Origin of the sequence: Paenirhizobium daejeonense (genome assembly GCF_014280875.1) — a bacterium.
Classification (GTDB): Bacteria; Pseudomonadota; Alphaproteobacteria; order Rhizobiales; family Rhizobiaceae; genus Allorhizobium; species Allorhizobium daejeonense.
In genome coordinates this window covers 92334-114590 of the sequence record NZ_JACLAL010000009.1, presented here as the reverse complement: position 1 = coordinate 114590, position 22257 = coordinate 92334, and the positions used below count along the sequence as shown (strand labels likewise).

Here is a 22257-nt window from a genome sequence, read left to right as displayed (position 1 = left end):
ATGCCCTCAGTAGCGGATGCGGGGGTCGAGTACGGCATAGGCGAGATCGATCAGCAGGTTCATGAGGAAGATTGCGAGCGCGGTCACAAGGATCGCGGCCAGCACCACGTTGAAGTCGCGCTGCAGGATCGAGTCGATCATCAGCTTACCCACGCCGGGGAAGCCGAAGATGGTCTCGATCACGACCGCACCGTTCAGCAGGGACGCGGCCTGATCGCCGATGACGGTAATCACGGGCAGCATGGCGTTGCGAAGCGCGTGCACGAAGATGATTGGGCGGGCGCGGACGCCCTTGGCGCGCGCCGTCTTCACATAAGCGGAAGAGAGCGCAGAGATCATCGAGCCGCGCACCACCTGAACGATCAGACCGAAGGGGCGGATGAAGAGAACGCCGATTGGCAGGATCCAGTGCAGGATGGTGCCCGTGCCGGATGTCGGCACCCAGCCGAGGCTGATCGAGAAGACGACGATCGCGACGATGGCGATCCAGAAGTCGGGCGCGGAAGCGCCGATCAGCGACACGAGCGAGGCAATGCGGTCGAAGAAACCGCCGGCGCGGAATGCGGCGAGCGAGCCGACGACGATCGCTGCGGCGGTGACCAGCACCATGGTGATGAGGGCAAGCTGCAGCGTCCAGGTGAAGGCTTCGAGCACGACATCGATTGCGGGACGGGCCTTGCGGATCGAGTCGCCGAAATCGAGGTGGAAAAGGTCCCAGACATAGCGACCGAACTGCACGAGCACGGGATCGTTCAGGCCGTGAAGTTCACGGAACTGCACCCGCATCGCCTCGGTCGCATCTTCCGGCAGGAAAAGAGCCGCCGGGTCACCGGTCAGACGCGACAGGAAGAAGACCAGCACGACGAGGCCGACCAGAGATATCAGGGAGGCAAGCGCGCGTTTGCGGACAAAGGTTAGCATGGCAGTTCGCTTTCATTGCGAGGGGGTAAGGGCGGGGTATCACCCCGCCCGCCCGGTTTCACTTGAAGCCGATTTCAGAGAGCTGGAGCTGCGAATTCGTCGCCATGGTCGGCTTGAAGTCAATCCGCTCGGAAACGCGGCTGTAGCCAACCATATGGAACAGCAGGACGTCTGCAGCCAGATCGTCATGCAGATAGGCGACGAGTTCTGACCAAAGCTTTGCGCGGTCGTCGCCCGTTGCCGCCGATGCGCGCTTGATCAGGTCATCCACCTTGGGATCGCTGATGCCTGACTGGCGGCCGTCGCTGGCATATTTGAAGAACATAGAGAAGACCGGATCGCCCTTCGAGTTGTCATGCATGGCCGTAACCAGCATCGGGCCGCGATCCGTCGGATAGGGCTTCGAATAGAGCTTTTCGAATTCCGCGACTTCATAGAACTTCAGATCGACGTTGAAGCCGACTTCCTGCAGCTGCTGCTGGATTGCTTCCATGATTTCGGTAACATTCGGGAAGTTTGCCGTACGGGCGACGAGCGTGAGCTTGGTGTCGACCGGAACGCCATCGGCCTTGGCTTCTTCGAGGAGCTTCTTTGCGCCTTCCGGGTCATAAGCAGGGACCTTCACGTCCTTGTTCCAGCCGAGCGTCGGCGGCGGGAAGACGGAGGTGGCGAGCAGCGTGCCCTTCGGAACCAGCGTGCCGACGAAGGCTTCGCGGTCGATCGCCATGTTCAGCGCCTTGCGGACGCGTAGATCGTTGATCGGAGCCATGGAGTGGTCGAGGCGGATATAGACCGTCTCGGAGTCGAGATAGGAGAAATCGGTCGCCGGATTGGTGGCGTCGAGCTGCGAGATCGATGGAGCGATATCGGCTTCACCCGTCTGCACCATGGCGGCGCGCACGGCCGGATCCGAGCGGAAGAGATAGGTTGCCTTGGTAACTGCCGGCTTGTTACCCCAGTAGTCGTTGCGCTCTTCCAGAACGATCTGCTGGCCGGGGGTCCATTCCGTGAGCTTGTAAGGGCCGGTGCCGATCGGTTCGCGGATAAAGGAGATTGGCGTGCCTTCCGGCACGATGGTTACCAGAGAGAGCAGAAGCGGCAGGATCGGCTGGACCGGATCGGCGGAGAAGTCGATGGTCTGGTCGTCGACCACCTTTGCCGTCACCGTCATGCCGCCGAAATAGCGCGGCGTTTCGCAGGTGATCGACTTGTCCATGGCGCGGTCGAAGGAGAATTTCACATCCTTGGCATCGAAATCCGAACCGTCGGAGAACTTCACGCCCTTGCGAAGTGTGAAGCGCCAGCTGCCGTCAGGCTGCTGTGCCCAGCTTTCGGCGAGACGCGGCTGCAGGCCCTTGCCGCCGCGAACGTCCAGTTCCGTCAGCGTTTCGCTGATGTTTCCGAGAATGATGCGGCCGATGTTGGAGCGCGTCGCCATGCAGGGCTCGAGCAGGTCGGCTTCCTCGTTGAGCACGATCTTCACGCCGGTATCGGCAGCGAGGACCGGTGCGACGCTGGCGGCAAGCAGAAGCCCGCCGGCAAGCAATGTCTTTCTGATCATTTTCTTCCTCCCAGAATACGGCCACGAACCATTCATGGCAGCTTAGTTGTCCGCCGGAGCGGGCGTGCGGCGAGTAGCACCGCGAAACAGATCGTTACGCCGCCGATCCAGGTGGCGGCACCGGCCACTTCTCCGAACAGCGCATAGGCGAACACGGCGACCATCGGCAGCCGGGCGAAATCGACAGGAGCCACGACCGAGGCGTCAGCAAGGCTGAAGGCGTGGGTCATGGCCGACATGCAGATGGCGCCAAGCACGCCCTGAAGTGCCAGAAGGCCGAACTGGTGCCAGGTCGGTGTGGTCCAGACGAGTACCGCGAGCACGGCGGCCATCGGCACGGTCAAGAGCAGGTTGAGGCAGACCAGCGTATCGGTGCGGTCGCCTGATGACATCGATTTCAGCATGAGCTGGATCAGCGCCTGCAGCAGTGCGCCGGCAAAGGCGAAGCCGATCGCAAGCGTCAGGCCGGAACCAACTGGGCTGACCACCAGCATGGCGCCGGCAAAGCCGAACAGCAGTGCTGCGATCCGCATCGGGCCGAGCTTCTCGCCGAATGCCAGTGCCGCACCTATCAACACAAAGATCGGCGAGGTGAAGGCAACGGCCGTGACGTCCGTCAGCGGACCTTTTGCGAAGGCTGCGAAAAAAGCCACCAGCGCCAGGAGCTTTAGGCCCGCCCGCACTGCGTGCTGGCGCAACGGATAGACCGAAGCCAGGATCCGGGGATCTCTGACGACGATCGGCAGGATGGCGAGTGCGCCGAACGTCGCACGGAAGAACCCGATGACAAAAGGGTGAACCTCGCCATTGAGGCTGCGCACCAGCACGGCGTCCGCAGCCGACAGGCATGCGCCTGTTGCGGCAAGGGCCACAGCGAGACCTGTGGACCGTTTTCTGGCGACGGGGCCGGTCATTCTTTCCTCCGTTACAGACATCCTCCATGTCATGCCTAAACCATGATGGGCGATGTCTTTTTTGTCAACATTTCTCGAAAAACTCTCTGGAAGAATTTTTTTAAGATTTCATATCCATATGATTTTATTGATATAAATGTTTATATATGCTTCGATTTTGTAGGCGATCAAATTACGATCAACTTGACAACAGATGATTCAGGGTCAATTTTCACGGCAGTTTCGATCCGGGAGGAGATCATGCATCCGGAAACTATTGCCGCCGCCATGACGGGCGTGCTGTCACAGTCAGCGCCTGGTCGGGCGGAGGCGTTTCTGCCATCGCCGAAAATCCAGAACCATGCCGCCTTTCTGTCACGGCTGCCCGATGGCGCGTTGATCTGCGCGTGGTTCGGCGGCACGCTGGAAGGTAAGTCTGACATTTCCATTCACGCCTCGATCCTACTGCCGGGTGCTTCCGTATGGGGACCTGCGCGAGCCCTGAGCGGCGATCCTGCCCATTCAGAGCAGAACCCGGTGATCTTTACCGCGCCGGATGGCCAGCTCTGGCTGTTTCACACGGCGCAGCCATCCGGCAATCAGGACGAGTGCCGGATCCGCATGGCGCCGCTCTTCCGGGATGCGGCCGATCCGACGATGATATCGAGCGCCGAGGGGCAGTTTCTCGATCTGCCGCGCGGTTGTTTCATCCGCGCACCCCTTGTCGTTCGTGACGATGGTGCCTGGGTTCTGCCGATTTTTCGCTGTGTGCAGCGGCCGGGTCAAAAATGGAACGGCAGCCATGACGTCGCGGCAATCGGTGTCTCGTCGGATGCCGGCGCGACATGGCGACTTGAAGAGGTGCCGGGTTCGATCGGATCGGTGCATATGAGCCCGGTCGCGCTGGGCGACAACCGTTTCGCGGCCTTCTATCGTCGTCGCCAGGCCGATTTCGTCCATCGTTCGGAAAGCACGGATGGCGGACGCTCATGGTCGGCGCCGCAGGCGACGGATGTTCCCAACAACAACTCCTCGATTGCGGCTCTCCGCCTTGTCGATGGTCGGTTGGCAGTGATCGGCAATCCGGTGAATGCCGCCATGTCCAGCGACCGGCGCGCATCCCTTTATGACGAACTCGGCGAGGACGATGCCCGTCCCGATGCCGACCCATCCGGTGGTTGCGTGCCTGTCTGGGGCGTCCCGCGGGCGCCTGTCGCCGTCTGCTTCTCCGAGGATGGCGGCTTGACCTTCCCGAAGCGGATCGTCATCGAGGATGGCCCCGGCACCTGCACGTCGAACGATTCCACCGACGGTCGCAACAAGGAAATGTCCTATCCGTGGATCCTTCAGGACCCGGACGGAACCCTGCATATCGCCTACACCTATCATCGCCGGGCGATCAAATATGTTCGGCTTGCCCCCGAGGCGCTGGCGAAACTCGAAGCGGAGAATTGAGGATGAGCGACATCATCGGCATTACCATGGGCGACCCGGCAGGCGTTGGTCCGGAAATCAGCCTCAAGGCGCTGGCGGAGATGAGTGAGGCCGACCGTAGCCGCACGCTAATCTACGGCAACCTTGCGACGCTGGAGGCGGCAAAGGCCGCTATCGGTATCGACGTCGACCTTACGGACCGCGTGGTCGACCTTCCGATCGAAGGCGCTCCGCTTCCCTTCGGCAAGCTGTCGGCGGTTGCCGGGGACGCAGCCTTTCGCTTCATCGAAAAGGCCGTCCGTGATGCCGAAGCCGGCAAGATCGGCTGCATCGTCACCGCGCCGATCAACAAGGAAGCCCTGAATGCCGCCGGTCACCATTATGACGGCCATACCGGCATGCTGCGTCATCTCACCGGCTCCAAGGCTGCCTACATGTTGCTTGCTTCCGAGCGGCTCAAAGTCATCCATGTATCGACCCATGTCGCGCTGCAGGAAGCAATCCGCCGCTCCACCACGGAACGCGTTCTTGCAACCATTCGCGCCGGCGACGCCCATCTGAAACGCATCGGCATCGAGAAGCCGCGCATTGCCGTGGCTGGCCTTAACCCCCATTGCGGTGAAAACGGCCTGTTCGGCACCGAGGATGACGAGCAGATCGCACCGGCAGTCGCTGCCGCCCGTGCCGAGGGCATCGATGCCTACGGCCCGATCCCGGCCGATACGGTGTTCTACCGGGCCTATAGCGGCGCGTTCGATCTGGTAGTCGCCCAGTATCATGACCAGGGCCACATCCCGATCAAGCTGGTTGCCTTCGACACGGCGGTCAACGTTTCCGTCGAATTGCCGATCGACCGCACGTCGGTCGACCACGGAACGGCTTTCGACATCGCCGGCAAGGGTATCGCCAATCACGGCAACATGAATGCGGCCATCGCCTATGCGCGCAAGCTGGTCGCGGGAGGACGCAAATGAGTTTCGCTATCGAGGGTGTCTATTGTGCTGCGGCGACCCCGCTGAAATCCGACGGAACGCCCAATCTAGAACTGTTCGGCGCCCATGCCCGCGCTCTGCTCGACGAAGGTTGCCATGGCGTGGCCATGCTCGGTTCGACGGGCGAGGCAAACAGCTTCGGTGCGCGCGAGCGCATGGATCTGGTCGAGGCTGCCCTGAAGGCAGGCGTGCCTGCCGATGGCCTGCTTCCCGGCACGTCCTCCTGCGCGGTGACGGATGCCGTGGAAATGACACGCCATGCGGTTCAGGCCGGCGTGCGCGGCGTCGTCCTGCTGCCGCCGTTCTATTACACGGCGTTTTCCGACGAGAGCCTGTTCCGCTTCTATGCCAGCATCATCGAGCGGGTGGCGGACGACCGGCTAAAGGTCATCCTCTACCACATTCCCATGCTGACGGGCGTTCCGATCTCCCACACGCTGATCGCCATGCTGCGCGACGCGTTCCCCGATACCGTCGTCGGTATCAAGGACAGCGACGGCAAGATCGAGAACATGCATGCGATCTCGGAGAAATTCCCCGGTTTCGGCGTGCTGGCGGGTGCGGACCCGTTGCTGCTGCCGGTTCTTGAGGGCGGTGGAGCCGGCTGCATCACGGCATCCTCCAACCTTGTCGCTAGAGAACTGCGTATCGTCTACGACCACTGGAACGATCCGGCAAAGGCTGATGAGGTGAAGGCCGCGCAGGACATCATCGTCGCCTGGCGCACGCTCACCAATGCCTATGTCCAGCTTCCCACGGTGAAGACCATGATCGCCCGCCGGCGCAACGATCTCGGCTGGCTGAATGTCCATCCGCCCTTCTCGCCGCTCTCCGAAGACGAGCAGCAGAAGGTCTGGGCCGAAATGGCTCGTCTCGAAGCACTCTGAAAGAGGAGTTCGCCATGACGGCAAACCGGATCATTACACTCCATCAGCCGCGCCGGCTGGAAATCGGCGCAGGATCTGCTGCCCGCGTCGGCATCTGGGCGAGCGATGCCGCCCGCATCTTCGTGCTTGCGACGCCGCACACGGCGGGTTTCGTCAATCGTCTCGGCCTCAATGGCACGATCACCGTTTTCGACGCCATTCCCGGCGAGCCCGACACCGCGACCTTCGATGCGGCGCTGGAAGCGGCTCGCCGCGCCAGCCCCGATCTGGTTATCGGTCTTGGTGGCGGCTCGGTCATGGATGTGGCCAAGCTGGTGGCTGCGCTTTGGGATGGAAGCCAGACGCTTGCCGATGTTGCCGGGCCGGACAAGGTCGTGGGGCGGCGTACCCGCCTCGTGCAGATCGCCACAACCGCCGGAACCGGCTCGGAGGCGGGCATCCGCGCATTGATCACCGATCCGGGCAAGGGCAACAAGATCGCGGTCGAAAGCCCGCACCTGATCGCCGATCTCGCTGTTCTCGATCCGGAACTGACCTATAGCGTGCCAGCAGCGGTTACGGCTGCGACCGGTGTCGATGCCATGGCCCATTGCGTCGAGGCCTTCACCAACCGCAAGGCTCATCCGGTGATCGACTATTACGCAAGGATCGGTATCGATCTCATCGGTCGCTATCTGGCCCGCGCCGTCAAGGACGGCTCGGATACCGAAGCGCGGGAAGGCATGATGATCGCTTCTTTCTACGGAGGCATCTGCCTCGGGCCGGTGAACACAGCGGCTGGCCATGCGCTTGCCTATCCGCTCGGCACGCTGCTGCATCTGCCGCACGGGCTCGCCAACGCCATCATCTTCCCGCATGTGCTGGCCTATAACGAGCAGGTGGCCCCGGAAAAGACGGCCGAAGTCGTGGCGGCGCTCGGTATTGCCGAACAGGCGAGGGGAGAAGGGCTTCTGGCTGCGGCGCACGGCTTCTGTGCCGGCCTCGGCCTGGAGATGCAGCTTTCCCGCCACGGTGCCCATGAAGAGGACCTGCAGCGCTTTGCCGAAGAGGCTCACGCCATCCGTCGCCTGATGGACAACAATCCACGCGACATGAGCGTTGAAGACGTGCTCGGGATTTACCGTGCCGCTTTCTGAAGCGGCGCTCAGAACTTCTCCTCCACCCCAGACTCCGGCGTTCTGAACAGGACGCCGGTTTTTTCATTTCGAAGAAGGATGGTCAGGCCACGCTTTCCTGATCGGGGCGGCGGCGTTCGAACAGGCGCTCGCGGGAGCCGAGAAGATGGTGGCGCATCAGATCACGCGCCTTCTCGGTGTTGCGATTTCGGATCGCCTCGAAGATGTCGGCATGCTCGCCAAAGACACGGGTGAGGCCGGAGGCCTCCCGCTTCACCGAAACACCGTGGAAGCGCATGCCTGCTGCGATGTGATCCTTGAGTGCTTCCATGGCGGTGGAAAAATACGGGTTCTCGGAAGCCTTGGCGATCGCGAGGTGAAATTGGAAGTCTGCGTCTTCCCGATGTGATAGGCGATTGGTGGCGTCCCGCATCAGTTCTAGCGCATTGGCAATCGATGCAAGTGTTTCCGGTCCGTGACGCTCGGCAGCGCAGGCGGCGGCCTCGGGTTCCATCGTCAGTCGGAATTCGTAGCAGTTGAGCAAGTCCGACACGTTCTGCAACTGGCCGAAGCCAAGCGGTTCCTTCAGACCGATGGAACGAACGAAACTGCCAGCGCCCTGACGCGAATAGATCAGCCCCTGGTCACGCAGACGCTTCAGCGCTTCGCGCACCACGGGACGTGACACTTCAAATTCGGCGGCCAGATCATGTTCCGTCGGCAGGCGCTCGTCGGACCGATAAGCGCCGGATTTGATCGCCTTCTGCATTCGCTCGAAGACAACATCGGCAAGGCTTTTACGTCCCGTTTCTCCCGCCATCCGCTTTCCTCAACTTGCCTTTTTCTCGCCGAGTCCCGCCAGGACCGCAAGCGTATTGCCATTACCAAATCCGCCCGATTTGGCGATGATCGTCAAGTGCCCTGCTCGCGCGAGTGGCAGGCCGGGCAGACATTCCCCCAAAAGCATTGCTGAACGGATGCCCATTTGCCTCAAAATGGCTTCAGCCGTCGCGCCGCCGGTCATGAACAGCAGGTCACAGCCGGCGGTCAGGGCTGGATGAATGCTGCGGGCAAGATTTGCCGACACGTCCGCGCCGGAAATCTCTGTTTCTCCCGGCAGCGCCTGCACCAGCGTCAGTCCGGCGCTCGTGCCGGTCTCGGAGAGAATGCCGTTCGGTGCGCCGTACCACAGAGCGTCCCTCGTGCGCTTCAATGCGTCGACCTGCGCCAGCGTGATCGGATCGCGAGAGCCTACGACAAAGAGTGCGCGGCCGGCGGGTGGCTTCGGGGCATCGGCTTCCGCGCGTCCCGTCATCATTTCGGCCATGGCCTCGGCCAGTCCGCGCGCCCCGACGGGCAGGGCGTCCGGCGCTGTCTTGAGCGCTTGCCGAAGATCGTCAAGACTGTCCGTATCGGGAACGACGGCTCGATCTGCTAGCGCCCCAAGACGGGACCGGACTGGGATCGGTTCCGTCACGCCGAAGCCGGTCACCGCGCCCGCCCGCACGTTGCGGCGGAATTCGGGAATGGCCGGCGCGACCAGCATCACCGACGGGTTCAGGGCAGAGAGTTCCTCGGCGATATGCCCCTTCAGCCGAGAATCGATCTTCTTGAAGAGGGGCGTTCCATGGGGCAGTTGCTTCAGCACCATACGGACAGCCGCCGCGGCCCTTTCAGGCTCGATCTCGCGTGAGCGAGTGCTGACGGCAATGATTTCCGCACCCGTCGCGAGCGCCTCGTCAACCGCCTCCGGCTCGAAAGCTACAGTCGTCGACATCCCCCGGCCGGCAAAGGGAGCCGCGCTGTCGAGAGCACCGGTCAGGTCGTCGGCGATGATGCAGAGCTTCGGCGCTCTCGCTGACTTGAAGGAAGGCATGTCGTAAACTTATTCTCCAATATAATGCCTTATTCTGAATGATGTATTTCGAGTTGGCAAACAAATTTTGTGATGATTTTATATGTTGAGAAAAGGCCAGGCGTTCTCATCCGCTTCAGCGCGGGTGGTATGCCTCAAAGGTTCTTGACGACCCCGGTGGCCGCAAAACAGGGCGCGATGCACTCTTCGCTGCGAAAAGCGATCCATGACCGGATATGGGCTCGGAGCCGGTACGACTTCTCGCACACATGCCCGATGCGGCGGCAAGGCCTAAGCTTCGACCGTTTCTCGGATGGATTGCGTTACGGCTTCGGGAAGACTGATTTCAACTCGCGCGCCGCGCGTGTCGTCGCGGTCGCTGATCGAGATGGTGCCATTATGCGCTGTGACGATCGATTTGCACATGGCGAGACCAAGTCCCATGCCATCGGGCTTGGTAGTGGCAAAGGCTTTGAACAAGGCTTCTTCCGTCTGTTTCAGGCCGTGGCCCGTATCGGTGAAGCGGACGGTGAGATCACCGCCATCGCTCCTTGTTTCGATTGCGAGCATCCGTTCACCGAACTGCGTCTCTTCCATCGCCTGTATGGCGTTCACGATGATGTTGACGAAGGCTTGTTGTAACAGGATGCGGTCTCCGTGAATGGTTCGGGAATCTGTCTGCAGACTGAGCGACACGCGTATGTCCTGCCCGGAAAGGTCCTTTTGCTTCAGCCGGATAGCATCTGAGATAAGTGCATCGATGGTTACGTCGCCGCTATCGAATTTTGCCTTGCCGAGCAGCAGGCGCACGCGCTTTACGACGGCGGCGGCCTGTTCTGTAGAGGTAACCGCGTCATTGAGGGCAATACGTGCCTCTTCAAGGTCTGGTTCTGGTCGATCCAGCCATCTCTGAGCCGCCTGGACGAAGGCCATGATTGCCGAAAGGGGCTGGTTCACTTCATGGGCGATAGAGGCGGAGATTTCGCCGATCATGGCTGCGTGGGCTGCATGCTCCAGTTCGCGGCGCGATTTCTCCAGTGCCTCTTGAAAGGCGAGCCTTTCCGTCATGTCGACGATACTGGCCTGGATGCGGTCCAGTCCCTCGCCATTCGGTGGGAACCTGAGGACCACAATGATCGGGATAAGGCGGCCGGTACGACTACGAACCACCGTCTCCTCCTGGAAGACCGGATGTCCCTCGGCAATCGCGATCAGGCAATGGGCAAAGCTCGCTTCGTTTTCCGGAAGGAAGTCATCCAGATGGCTGAAAAACTCTTCCTTCGTCGGGACTTCCATCAGGTGAAGCGCTGTCTGATTGACATCGGTAATGCGTACGAGCCCGCGCATCCTGATCACCAAATCGGGATGTTCGGCGATGTGGCGCCGGATGTCCGTCACGCCTCGCGCACGTAACGCGTCGAGTTCTCTTTTCACATCGCGGAAATCATGTTCCCAGATTGCTACCGCCAGGGTTTCGAAGATGGTTCGATAGCGATGCTCGCTGTTGCGGAGAGCAGCTTCCGCCTGCTTTTTTTGTGAGATATCGGTCCCCGTCTCCATGACGGTGCGCACCAAGCCCTGACGGTCTCTCTCGAAACGCCATTGGCTGAATACCGTGATTTCACGCCCGTCTCTGGTTCTCGCGGTCATCTCGCCGCTCCAGTAGCCGGTATCGGCGAGCCGTTGTTCCGCGATGACGCGGGGATGTTGCAGGTCGCAGCCGAGAAGTTCCTGGACCGAGCGGCCACACGCCTGGTCGCTCGTCCAGCCGTAAAGATCTTCCGCCCCTTTGTTCCAATAGGTGATGCGACCGTCCCTATCACGCAGCAGGATGGCGTCACTGGTCAGTTCCAGAAGCCGGGCCTGCGCCTCGTGGATCTGTCGGTCATTGCTGCGGCGGAGCAGGAGCGCACATGTTACGAAGTTTGCAGCCAGGGAAAAAAGGAGCCGGAAGGCCGTCTGTAACTCCGCCGAAAAGCCATGAACGTAAAAAAAGCTGGTCAGCGTGAGGGCGGCACAAAGGATCGATGTCTTCCAGATCGTCTGCCTGTCGCCGCTTTCTCCGGTAAGCGTCTGGACCAACACGTAGAGGACGGCGATGGCACTGCCGATTGTGGTGAACGTGTCAATCAGGAATATGCCGCAGGCGAGAAAGATAGCGCCAGCCCATCGGCACAGGCCCGATGTCCTTTCGGGGAAGGCACTCGCTTCCGCGCCTTTCGTCCGCCTCGCCAACTCGATTTTCACCCGTCACTCCTTCGCCGACGTCGTAGGTATGTGAATCCGTGCAGCGTTCAGGTGCATAGTGACGGAGTTATTCCGCCGGTTATAGAAAGTTGGTCTCGTTTTTTGCACATTCCTGACGGTTGAATGATCGGACTGTCTCTCGGCGGGAATGAGGATCGGATTGTACAATAAGGCTGTAGGGACAACTGCTAGTACTATTTCGGTCAACCTTGTTCCAAGGGCGCGGTTTTCCGTGTCCGAGGGAAGGGAGATCGTTGCACCGACTGTCTGGCTAGGCTACCGTCTTCGCCCGGACCGGCGGAAAAGTGGTCGAAGCGGTTGATGCGACGGGACAGCCGGGGAAAGGCCTTGGATTTGAACGGCCAGGACATTGCAAGTGTCGGTATATGCTTCGGTATTCCCGATGCGCCGTGCCTTGCCACTGTGCCCGTTAAGAGCGCGCCTTTCTCCGTCACCAGGATTGACCGTGATTTCATGCGGGGTGATGAGGGACGGATCAGGCTACCGGCCGCCACTGCTTATTTCCTCATGCTCTATCTGGAAGACGCGTTGCATTGCGATGTCATGCCAGATGGTTCTTGCACCGCCATTCGTCACTATGAGCGTGGTTCTCTTTGTCTGGTGGATCTGTGTGGTGGAGCATCGATCGAACTGCATAGCGAGCTTCATGCGCTGGCTTTCATGTTGCCCCAAGCCTTGTTCGACGAGATCGCCGACTATTCCTCAACTACGCGGCGCCGGCGGTTGCGTTGCCGACGTGGTGAGCTGGATTCGGTCATCAGTAACCTGGGTGTTGCCCTTCTCGCGATGTTCGAAGGGGAGACGGTCTCGCCGCCTGCCCTTTTGCAGTATCTGGCCACGGCAATTTGCGCCCATCTTCTGCAAGACTATAGCGATGCGGCGCTGCGAAACGGAATATCGGAAAGTGCCCTTTCCTCTTGGCAAGAGAAGGCTGCGAAGGATTTGATGCTCGAAAATCTTGCCGAGGATCTTCCTCTTTCCGCGATCGCGGAAGCGACAGGTCTGTCGACGGGACATTTCGCGCAGGAATTCAAGAAGGCGACTGGCTCGACGCCGCACCAATGGCTTACACTTCAGAGAATAGAACAGGCCAAGCACCTGCTCCGCAACGAAGTTTATTCCCTTAGGGATGTTGCCGGTCTTTGCGGCTTCACCGATCAGAGCCACTTTACCAAGGTATTCTCCCGCTCGACCGGAATGACGCCGGCTGTCTGGCGAAAGGCTATCTATCACTGAGGAGCTGGTGAGGACTTTTGTTAAAAAAGCAGATGTTTTTTACCACCGCAATGATATGATCCTCCAAAGTGGAACGCTTCTGGAGACGGGGTTTGCAAGGGCGATCGGACGAAGAAATAGGCAAACCTGCCGCTTCCGCCGTTTGCAGCGCAACGGTCAGGATCGCGGACATGAAAGTGACGCGCTTCTGCGGGCTCGGGGGACACCTGTCTCCGTTAGCTCTTGGTAAGCGCGAGGATTGTTTCTGTGTCGTCGTACAGAGACAGGATATCGACCGATCAATTCTTCGAAAAAACGGCGAAATCGTTTTTGACGGGGCCTTGTCGCGGGGGCATCTTGGCATTTTCGACATGCGCGAGGAGTGGTGCAGTCAGCACGGTTCGGATTTTGACCATGTCTGTTTCCAGATCCCTTTCGCTCGTCTCCGCCTTTTCGTGGAAAAGGCTGGTCGACCGGAATTCACGCGGCTTTCCTGCGGGGAGGCCACAACGGACGACGTCGTCCTGGGACTTGCGCAGGCGCTACTTCCGGCTCTCGATGGCCCGAAGCGGGCAAGCCAACTCTTTCTCGATCAGATCGGTCTGGCGATGCTGGCCCACCTGACACAGACTTACGGGGGACTGCATTTTCCCGTTCGCAGGAAGGGAACGCTTGCGCCATGGCAGGAGAGGATTGCGACGGAGTTCCTTTCCGCCCATGTCAGCGCTCCCTTTTCGATTGCGGATCTGGCCGAGAGCTGCAATCTGTCGCGCAGCTATTTTATCAAGGCCTTCAAGGAAACGTTCGGCAAGACCCCGTATCGTTGGTTGATAGATTATCGCCTGGCGAAGGCCAAGGAGATGTTGTGTTCGGAGGCGTCGATCGCCGATATCGCAGTCGCCTGTGGTTTTTCTGATCAGAGCCACTTCACCCGGGTGTTTTCTGAAACGACCGGCAATCCGCCCGGCTCCTGGCGTCGTCACAATTGTCCCGGACAAGAGTCGACGCCGCGCGTCTGATTTCAACCTATCGAAGCGCTTGGCGCTTCCATTGTCCGGGTGCCATACCTGTGGCTCCGGAAAACACCCGGGTGAAGTGGCTCTGATCAGAAAAGCCACAGGCATAAGCCACTTGACTCAGTGAGAACACCGTGTTGCGCATAAGGTCCATGGCCTTTTCGATACGTCGACGGGTCATCCATCGGTACGGAGGAAAGCCGGTCGATTGTTTGAAGGCGCGGGTGAAATAGGCCGGAGAAAGTCCGCACGCCTGCGCGATAGTTGCGACAGGCAGTTCGCCGTTCAAATGTGCATCCATCATCTCCATCGCCCTGTTCAATTGCCATGGTGCAAGGCCGCCGCTATGAACCGGCCTTAGAGCCATTGCGCCCCCGTAGGTTACGGCAAGATGCAGCGATAGTGCCAGGCAGATATGGTCCACGAAGATGCTGCTGGCGCAGGAGGGAGAGGCGACCGCAGGCAATAAGGCTGCCGCGATGCCGCGCACCGTTGCATCGTCGATGTCTGCTCCCGGTGCGATATTGAGCGTCTCGATCCGCTTCGTTCCGATATCGGCTTCAAGCGCTGTGATGGCGGCACGTGGAATGTGAAAATTGAGGCAGTCAAAGGCCGATTTCATGTCGGCTTGCCAGATACGGTTGTAATCGTAGAAGGTGAAGTTGCCCCGGCGGGACATGGGAAACACCACGTTTCGCCCATCGACCCACAAGTCTCCGTGATAATCCTTCAACTGGACGGAAAGCAGGAATGCGTCTTCCGTAACGTGCTGATCGACATAGCCATGGTTGGGCGCATGTTTCGAAAGGTGCGTCGCGGTGATCACGCTTTTGGACAGTGTCGAAGTCTTCACCGCCTTTGCGGACTCCACTCGCAGATAGTCCATGTACTGGTTGCTTGCCGTGCTTTTTCCAGACGTGCTTCGCTGCATAGATCCTCTCTCTATTTCTATTCTTATGATGCGACATCGTTGCAGGATTGAAGTGCAGGTAGCAGTTTCGCGCTTTCCGAGTGGGTCTTTATCGAAGCGGTGAACCTTAGCGGCGCAGCGCAGTCGGAATATCCAAATTTCCGCCGTTTGAAACAAGAAAGATGCGGAGGGTTCGGCCATCCTGCCGTCACAAGTCCCAGTCGGCCATATCCCTTTTCAAGGAGAACGACCATGATCGCCACGCCGCCTCCCGGTAGCCTTATGGTTTAACCGAAGGATCACACGCTGATCATGATCGATTTCCAGTCGCAGATGTCATTTGCGACGAAGTCCGTGGACGCCGTCTTCCGGCGCAATAATGCAACGCTCGTCGCCAACGCGTCCAAGGGCTTCGGCGCATCCGAGGGGCTTTGAGCCCATGACCGCTCCGACCTTTCTGCTCACTGCGGAATGATCGGGTATCCATGACCAAAGGAAGCCTTGATGAAAGTCTATCTTCTCTCACTCGGTGCGGGCCTTCTTGTCGGGTTCGTCTACAGCCTTCTCAATGTGCCTTCGCCGGCACCTCCGGTGGTGGCTCTGGTTGGTCTTCTCGGCATTCTCGTGGGTGAGCAGATTGTTCCGCTCGCTAAAATGCTATGGACGCACGAAACGGCTGCGCATTCATGGCTTCATCAGGTTAAGCCGCATGTGTTCGGTCACCTGCCGAAGGGTGAAAAGCCCAGCGACCGGACGTCGGTGTAATGCCGACGCGCCGCAAGTTTCTTGGCGGAACGGCCGCTGCCCTCGCGCTGGCAGGCGGAACCGCTGCACAATCTCAACACAATACGGAGCCTCGTCCGATGACTGCCGATCTCATCCTTCACAACGGGCGTTTCACAACGCTCGACCGCAACAATCCCTCGGCGACCGCCGTCGCCATTCAGGATGGTGCCTTCCAAGAGGTCGGCACGGATGCCGAGATCATGGCGCTTGCCGGTCCGGATACCCGGATCGTCGATCTCAAAGGCCGCCGCGTATTGCCTGGCCTTATCGACAATCACACGCACGTCGTTCGAGGTGGTTTGAATTTCAATATGGAACTGCGGTGGGACGGCGTACGTTCGCTCGCCGACGCGATGGACATGCTGAAACGGCAGGTAGCTATCACGCCTGCGCCGCAATGGGTGCGCGTCGTCGGCGGTTTCACCGAACACCAGTTTGCCGAAAAGCGTCTGCCGACGCTGGACGAGATCAATGCCATTGCCCCGGATACCCCGGTCTTCCTGCTGCACCTCTATGATCGCGCGCTCCTGAATGGCGCCGCACTCCGCGCTGTCGGTTATACTAGGGACACGCCGAACCCGCCGGGCGGGGAGATCTTCCGGGATGCCAACGGCAATCCGACCGGACTGCTGCTCGCCAAGCCGAACGCCGGCATTCTTTACGCGACGCTCGCCAAGGGGCCGAAGCTGCCCTTCGACTATCAGGTCAATTCGACGCGCCATTTCATGCGGGAACTGAACCGCCTCGGCATCACCGGCGTGATCGATGCGGGTGGTGGCTTCCAGAATTATCCCGACGACTACGAGGTCATCCAGAAGCTTTCCACCGAAGGCCACATGACCGTCCGTCTTGCCTACAACCTCTTCACGCAGAAGCCGAAGCAGGAAAAGGACGACTTTCTGAAATGGACGTCATCCGTGAAATACAAGCAGGGCGACGACTACTTCCGGCACAACGGCGCCGGCGAAATGCTGGTTTTCTCTGCTGCCGATTTCGAGGATTTCCGCGAGCCTCGTCCTGACATGCCGCCGGAAATGGAAGGTGAACTTGAAGGGGTCGTGCGCATTCTGGCCCAGAACCGCTGGCCCTGGCGCCTGCATGCCACCTATGACGAGACGATCTCCCGCGCGCTGGATGTTTTCGAAAAAGTCAACGAGGACGTTCCGCTCGAGGGTCTCAACTGGTTCTTCGACCACGCCGAGACGATCTCCGAGCGTTCGATCGATCGTATTGCGGCGCTTGGCGGCGGTGTCGCCGTCCAGCATCGCATGGCCTATCAGGGCGAATATTTCGTGGAGCGCTATGGCAACCGCGCGGCGGAGGCAACGCCGCCGGTCGCCCGCATGCTGGAGAAGGGGCTGAAGGTTTCCGCCGGAACGGATGCCACCCGGGTCGCCTCCTACAATCCCTGGGTCTCGCTCTCGTGGATGGTGACCGGCAAGACGGTCGGGGGCTTGCAACTCTATCCGCGCGCCAACTGCCTCGATCGTGAAACGGCGCTGCGCATGTGGACCGAAAACGTCACATGGTTCTCCAACGAGGAAGGCAAGAAGGGCCGCATCGAGAAGGGCCAGTTCGCCGATCTTGTGGTGCCGGACAAGGACTTCTTCTCCTGCGCGGAAGACGAGATTTCCTTCCTCACCTCGGAACTCACTATGGTTGGCGGCAGGATCGTCTACGGTGCCGGTGATTTCGCCGATCTCGACGAGAACGATGTGCCGCCGGCGATGCCCGACTGGTCGCCGGTTCGCAGCTTCAAGGGCTATGCCGCTTGGGGTGAGCCGGAAGGTGCCGGAAAGAACTCCCTGCGGCGCATGGCGATCTCGACCTGCGGCTGCGCCAACAATTGCAATGTCCATGGTCACGACCATGCACGTGCCTGGGCATCGAACTCGCCAGCCTCCGATCTTCGCGGTTTCTTCGGTGCGCTCGGTTGCGCCTGCTGGGCCGTATGACGGGAGGGTGGACCATGGATTTTTCGCATTCCGAAACGGGGATCGCCAGCAAGGTGCGATCCATCATCGCCACGGCACCGGTCGAATTTCTGGCTCTGCTGGCGCTCTGCTCGGCCTATATTCAGGGGGCGCTGGTGAAGATCTTCGATTTTCCGGGCGCCTTGGCCGAGATGGAGCATTTCGGGCTTATGCCCGCGCCCTTCTTTGCAGTCGCCGTGATCGTCTTCGAGCTTTCGATGTCCGCGCTCATCCTTTCCGGCTTCTTTCGCTGGGCGGGCGGGCTGGCGCTTGCGATCTTCACCGTGATGGCCACGTTTCTGGCTCTCCGTTTCTGGGAGTTGCCGCCGGGCATGGAGAGTTCGATGGCGATGAACGGCTTCTTCGAACATCTTGGCCTTGCCGGTGCCTTCGTGCTTGTGGCCTGGCATGATCTCGCCCGTCGCTCGTGAGCCAACAATGCAAGCGGGTTCGATCACGTTCGGGCCCTGATTACGTTCAGACTTCGTAGGAGATAAATCATGACCGGGCACTCCACGCCTCCCGCTGAACAGGGCGGCAGTTTTGCGCCACTGCGGCAAACCGTATTTGCCGTCCTCTGGGGAGCCACGGTTCTCGGCAACACCGGCAGCTTCATGCGCGATGTAGCAAGCGGCTGGCTGGTGACTGATCTTTCAGCTGCACCTGCTGCCGTGGCCATGATCCAGGCTGCTGGAACGCTGCCGATCTTCCTGCTGGCCATTCCGGCAGGCGTGCTGTCCGATATCCTCGACCGGCGAAAGCTGTTGATTTCGGTTCAGCTTCTCCTCGCTGCAGTCAGCACGACATTGATGGTGCTCTCCCACTTCCAGCTTCTGACCATCGAGGCGCTGGTTGGCCTGACTTTCATCGGCGGTATAGGCGCGGCTCTTGTCGCCCCCGTCTGGCAGGCGGTGGTGCCCGAGCTGGTGGATCGCAAGGATCTAAAGAGCGCGATCGCGCTCAACTCGCTTGGTATCAATATCGCGCGCGCCATCGGTCCCGCTGCCGGTGGTCTTCTGCTGGCCGCAGTCGGTGCGGCCTTCACCTATGGAGCGGATGTCCTCAGCTATGTCTTCGTCATCGCAGCGCTCGTCTGGTGGAAACGCCCGGCGCAGGACCGTGACGAGCTGTCGGAGCATTTTGCAGGCGCCTTCCGCGCCGGGTTGCGCTATGCCCGGGCGAGCCGCGAACTGCATGTCGTTCTTTTACGTGCCGTAATCTTCTTTGCCTTTGCAAGTGCCGTCTGGGCGCTACTGCCGCTCGTGGCGAGGAACCTTCTTAACGGCACCGCCGGCTTTTATGGCGTAATGCTCGGAGCCGTGGGGGCCGGCGCAATATGCGGTGCTTTCCTGCTACCTCGTTTGCGGCAGCGTCTCGATTCTGACGGGCTCCTCCTTCTTTCGGTGCTGGTGACGGCAGCCGTCATGACGGCGCTCTTTTTCGCTCCTCCCAAATGGCTTGCTATTCTTCTCCTGCTGTTGCTCGGTAGCGCCTGGATCGTCGCGCTGACGACATTGAACGGCGTTGCGCAGTCCATACTGCCGAACTGGGTGCGGGGCCGCGCCCTCGCCATTTATCTGACGGTGTTCAACGGAGCCATGGCTGCCGGCAGCCTGATCTGGGGTTTGGTCGCCGAAGCAATCGGTGTGCCGCAGACCCTGCTTGTGGCGGCGGCCGCGCTGGTTATCGCCGGCATCGTCATGCACCGGTTCAAGCTACCGCGCGGCGAAGCCGATCTCGTGCCATCCAACCACTGGCCCGAACCATTGATCGCCGCTCCCGTCGAGCAGGATCGCGGGCCTGTCCTGATCCTCATCGAATATCGCATCGATCCCGCCGAGCGCGAGCCGTTTCTGCACGCGTTAAATCGTTTCTCCCATCAGCGTCGTCGGGACGGTGCCTATAACTGGGGCATCACGGAAGATGTGGCCGACCCTGCGGCGATCATCGAGTGGTTCTTCGTGGAATCCTGGGCGGAGCATCTGCGGCAGCACAAGCGGGTATCGCACAGCGATGCCGACTTGCAGAGCAATGTGGTGCGTTATCATGTCGGGCCCGGCAAGCCGGAGGTTCGGCACCTGCTCGCGGCAAGCCCGTCGGCGCACGGCAGGAGATACAGAGATGACGTGGTAACTCCCGGAACCTGACGGAGCTGGCGCGCGACTTGTGGACCGCGCATCGCACTCAAGAGCGGATAGCGCGACGCCAGACGGCAGGAGAGGTTCCTTTTGCCGCGGCGAACGCGCGCATGAAGTGCGTGAGATCCGCAAATCCGCACGCGGCTGAAATCTCCATCAGCGACAGGGGCGACGAGCAGAGCAGATCGCAGGCCTGACGGAGGCGCTGTTCGGCCAGCCACTCACCGGGCGTTTTTCCGGTCGTTTCGCGGAAGGCGCGGATGAAGGCTATACGCGAGAGATTGCAACGGGTCGCTACATCATCAAGCGAGATACCGCCATCGAGCCGGCTCAGCATCATGTCCTTCGCCCGTGTCGCGGCGTCTTGCGAAAGCGCTTCGCGTTTGTTCGTCCGGCGTATACGACCATTGCCGTAGCGTGCGATCAGGTGCAGGCCGATGGCGGAAGAGATCTGCTCCACAAAAAGGGAGCTCGGATGCGGCTCTACATCGGCGAAGGAAAACAGCGCCTGCGCCATGCCGCCGAGAACAGGATCGTGTTCGGCGACCACCTGCGAGAGCTCCGATACTCCGCTGGCGTCGGCCCCATCTGCCAGCTTCTCCAGATCGCCGGACGAAAGCTCCATCAGGATGAAACCGAATGCGCCGGAAAGGTCAGCCTTGTATGAATCGGCGAAACTACGCAGGTAGATCGAATGCTGCTCGAATTCGTAAAGTCTCGAATGATGCTCGCTGAAGATGCGCCGGCGGTGCCCGGCCTTCAATGAAACTCCAATGAGATAGCCGCGATCGCTGGCAGGGGTCGCCACCTGACCGGGTGCGGCGCTCGTCGATGATTTGCGATAATAAGCGAGATTGTCGCTAATGATCTGCCGATCATCCTCAAGCTTGCCCAATTGGCAGCCGAATGCGTCCACCTTTCCGGGCCCAGGCAAACCAGTACCGTGTGATCCGAGAGCCATGGTTTTGTCTTTCAAAGGAGGACAGCGATATTTATGCGTTACGACGCATATTACGCTCACACCGGGAGAAAATTGTCAAAACTCAAACCCATGGCGCTGCAGACGGCGACCGTCGAGGATCCCCGGATTTCTTACCGTCTGGCAAGGAAATGGCAAGACTTTCAGCCATTTTCACCAGTTTGGCAAAGGTCGTGCCATCATCTTAGGGGTGATTTTGCCGCGTTGGATCTTAACGGTGATTTAGCTCAAACCGACTTGCCCCGCGATCTGCTTGTTCATGAGGCCCGTGGTTGCCATCGCCATGATTTCTTTCTCGCGCGCGGAAAGTGCGTTGTAGCGGCTTCGAAGTTCCCTTCCCGAGCGAGTACGACGTGACCCTCGGACATGATTTCCTTTTCAGTTCGGTTCAGTGTGACGAAAATTTCAGACACGACTGTGATGGAAGCGCAATGCAGGGTCTGCGGAGAATCGCAGGCTAAGCGGATCCGTCCGGCGACGGCAATCGTACCGAGGCATGCCCCCGGTAAGGCCGACGTGTATTGTCGCGGACCGACAGTAGAATTTCGAATGGCGCCCCTCTATCTCAAAATGGGTGTCGTGAGCGCCACTGAGCTCGTTAAAGAAGGCGCTGACCATTCTGGAAACGCCGGCGTCGATCATGCCAAGGTACGGCTGAGCAGCGATGCGCCGCCTTGTGAAATCGCGCTGGACCGCGGGTTGGGCGATCAGGCACATCTCTTCCGGATTTTCCGACGAAACACGGGCAAAACGCCGAGCATATGGCGGCGGGAACAGTAGCCTCCAGAACACGTTGCTTCCGCAGCTGAACTCGGGCAAAGCATTCCGGGCTTTTAGATCTTCCGGTAAAAGTAATAGCGTCCCGGCTCGATATGAACTGGTATCGGCAACGTCTCGAGCTGCGGGTGATCGAGCGCGAGCCCGCTGACGGCATAGCCTCCGGAGCGCAGCATACCTGCCACCAGTTCAGGTAGCCATGACATAACAATCGCATCCTTTTCGGGATATCCAGTGCCGATATCGGCATGCACCAGCGCAGCCTCGCTGCCGATAAAGTCCCGTGCCGTTTCGCGGATCTCGCCGACGACGAGGTTTTCTTCCTGCGGAATGGACGATTTGTGCGCGGCAACGTGCCGATCGAACACGATGATCCGGCGATCCGGAAAGGATTCGGTCAAGTGGCTGTAAGTGCGTCCGTTACCGAGACCGACCTCCATGATCGGGCCTTCCGGAAGAAGGTTCTGGTCGCGGATCAGGTTAAGCAGATCGCGCTGGGCGCTCATCCGCTTTATGAACATGTCAAGACGGCTCATG

Annotated in this window: 20 protein-coding genes and 1 pseudogene; 11 read left to right on the top strand and 10 right to left on the bottom strand. The window is 59.9% G+C overall.

From position 1 onward, the window contains the following. Positions 1–6 precede the first annotated feature (6 nt). Genes H4I99_RS20350 through H4I99_RS20340 form a run of 3 tightly spaced genes read right to left on the bottom strand, consistent with a single transcriptional unit; the run spans position 7 to position 3396 of the window. The gene (locus H4I99_RS20350; protein WP_163898800.1) at positions 7–921 is read right to left on the bottom strand and encodes an ABC transporter permease; all 915 of its coding nucleotides are present in this window, start codon (positions 919–921) and stop codon (positions 7–9) included. A gap of 58 nt (positions 922–979) precedes the next feature. Next, positions 980–2482, bottom strand: a complete 1503-nt coding sequence (locus H4I99_RS20345) for an ABC transporter substrate-binding protein (RefSeq protein WP_194362168.1) — start codon at positions 2480–2482, stop codon at positions 980–982. 32 nt (positions 2483–2514) lie between these two features. Further along, the gene (locus H4I99_RS20340; protein ID WP_163898797.1) at positions 2515–3396 is read right to left on the bottom strand and encodes a DMT family transporter; all 882 of its coding nucleotides are present in this window, start codon (positions 3394–3396) and stop codon (positions 2515–2517) included. Between the two features lie 240 nt (positions 3397–3636). Here H4I99_RS20340 and H4I99_RS20335 point away from each other — a divergent pair, with 240 nt between their 5' ends. Genes H4I99_RS20335 through H4I99_RS20320 form a run of 4 tightly spaced genes read left to right on the top strand, consistent with a single transcriptional unit; the run spans position 3637 to position 7824 of the window. Further along, positions 3637–4830: a sialidase family protein gene (locus H4I99_RS20335; protein ID WP_163898794.1), complete on the top strand. Its 1194-nt coding sequence runs from the start codon at positions 3637–3639 to the stop codon at positions 4828–4830. Between the two features lie 2 nt (positions 4831–4832). Further along, a complete protein-coding gene (gene pdxA, locus H4I99_RS20330; protein ID WP_163898791.1) occupies positions 4833–5783 on the top strand; it encodes a 4-hydroxythreonine-4-phosphate dehydrogenase PdxA in 951 nt (316 codons plus the stop codon). Then, positions 5780–6688, top strand: coding sequence for a dihydrodipicolinate synthase family protein (locus H4I99_RS20325; protein WP_163898787.1), 909 nt, complete (start codon positions 5780–5782; stop codon positions 6686–6688). Before pdxA ends, H4I99_RS20325 begins: the two co-directional genes overlap by 4 nt. A 14-nt stretch (positions 6689–6702) precedes the next feature. Further along, positions 6703–7824, top strand: coding sequence for an iron-containing alcohol dehydrogenase (locus H4I99_RS20320; protein WP_163898785.1), 1122 nt, complete (start codon positions 6703–6705; stop codon positions 7822–7824). Between the two features lie 82 nt (positions 7825–7906). Here H4I99_RS20320 and H4I99_RS20315 read toward each other — a convergent pair whose 3' ends face one another. From H4I99_RS20315 to H4I99_RS20305, 3 genes are all read right to left on the bottom strand, one after another. Next, positions 7907–8623 carry a FadR/GntR family transcriptional regulator gene (locus H4I99_RS20315; RefSeq protein WP_163898782.1) on the bottom strand — a complete coding sequence of 239 codons (717 nt, stop codon included), beginning with the start codon at positions 8621–8623 and terminating at the stop codon, positions 7907–7909. 9 nt (positions 8624–8632) lie between these two features. Then, positions 8633–9679 (bottom strand): four-carbon acid sugar kinase family protein, encoded by a 1047-nt coding sequence (locus H4I99_RS20310; protein ID WP_163898779.1) that lies wholly within the window; start codon positions 9677–9679, stop codon positions 8633–8635. 270 nt (positions 9680–9949) lie between these two features. Further along, positions 9950–11905: a PAS domain-containing sensor histidine kinase gene (locus H4I99_RS20305; protein WP_163898776.1), complete on the bottom strand. Its 1956-nt coding sequence runs from the start codon at positions 11903–11905 to the stop codon at positions 9950–9952. 348 nt (positions 11906–12253) lie between these two features. Between H4I99_RS20305 and H4I99_RS20300 the strand changes: the two genes are divergently transcribed. Both H4I99_RS20300 and H4I99_RS20295 read left to right on the top strand, forming a co-directional pair. Then, positions 12254–13162 carry an AraC family transcriptional regulator gene (locus H4I99_RS20300; RefSeq protein WP_244625200.1) on the top strand — a complete coding sequence of 303 codons (909 nt, stop codon included), beginning with the start codon at positions 12254–12256 and terminating at the stop codon, positions 13160–13162. A gap of 170 nt (positions 13163–13332) precedes the next feature. Continuing rightward, the gene (locus H4I99_RS20295) at positions 13333–14160 is read left to right on the top strand and encodes a helix-turn-helix domain-containing protein (RefSeq protein WP_163898770.1); all 828 of its coding nucleotides are present in this window, start codon (positions 13333–13335) and stop codon (positions 14158–14160) included. 7 nt (positions 14161–14167) lie between these two features. Here H4I99_RS20295 and H4I99_RS20290 read toward each other — a convergent pair whose 3' ends face one another. Beyond that, the gene (locus H4I99_RS20290; protein WP_163898768.1) at positions 14168–15088 is read right to left on the bottom strand and encodes a helix-turn-helix domain-containing protein; all 921 of its coding nucleotides are present in this window, start codon (positions 15086–15088) and stop codon (positions 14168–14170) included. 285 nt (positions 15089–15373) lie between these two features. On the opposite strand from H4I99_RS20290, the pseudogene H4I99_RS20285 reads away from it, so the two are divergent. From H4I99_RS20285 to H4I99_RS20265, 5 genes and pseudogenes are all read left to right on the top strand, one after another. Then, positions 15374–15484 (top strand): annotated as a pseudogene (locus H4I99_RS20285) (hydrolase); the annotation flags it as partial. 87 nt (positions 15485–15571) lie between these two features. Continuing rightward, positions 15572–15832, top strand: coding sequence for a XapX domain-containing protein (locus H4I99_RS20280; RefSeq protein ID WP_163898762.1), 261 nt, complete (start codon positions 15572–15574; stop codon positions 15830–15832). Beyond that, the gene (locus H4I99_RS20275) at positions 15832–17808 is read left to right on the top strand and encodes an amidohydrolase (protein ID WP_163898759.1); all 1977 of its coding nucleotides are present in this window, start codon (positions 15832–15834) and stop codon (positions 17806–17808) included. Before H4I99_RS20280 ends, H4I99_RS20275 begins: the two co-directional genes overlap by 1 nt. 14 nt (positions 17809–17822) lie before the next feature. Further along, entirely contained in the window at positions 17823–18257 is a 435-nt protein-coding gene (locus H4I99_RS20270) for a DoxX family protein (protein ID WP_163898756.1), read from the top strand. Between the two features lie 69 nt (positions 18258–18326). Then, a complete protein-coding gene (locus tag H4I99_RS20265; protein WP_163898753.1) occupies positions 18327–19973 on the top strand; it encodes an MFS transporter in 1647 nt (548 codons plus the stop codon). A gap of 37 nt (positions 19974–20010) precedes the next feature. On the opposite strand, the gene H4I99_RS20260 is transcribed toward H4I99_RS20265, so the two are convergent. The 3 genes from H4I99_RS20260 to H4I99_RS20250 all read right to left on the bottom strand — a co-directional run bounded on the left by H4I99_RS20260 (position 20011) and on the right by H4I99_RS20250 (position 22256). Continuing rightward, on the bottom strand, positions 20011–20925 hold the full coding sequence (locus H4I99_RS20260) for a helix-turn-helix domain-containing protein (RefSeq protein WP_163898751.1): 915 nt from the start codon (positions 20923–20925) through the stop codon (positions 20011–20013). Between the two features lie 240 nt (positions 20926–21165). Next, positions 21166–21222 carry a hypothetical protein gene (locus tag H4I99_RS24830; protein WP_343055469.1) on the bottom strand — a complete coding sequence of 19 codons (57 nt, stop codon included), beginning with the start codon at positions 21220–21222 and terminating at the stop codon, positions 21166–21168. 554 nt (positions 21223–21776) lie between these two features. Then, positions 21777–22256 (bottom strand): class I SAM-dependent methyltransferase, encoded by a 480-nt coding sequence (locus H4I99_RS20250; RefSeq protein ID WP_163898749.1) that lies wholly within the window; start codon positions 22254–22256, stop codon positions 21777–21779. Between the last annotated feature and the right edge of the window lies 1 nt (position 22257).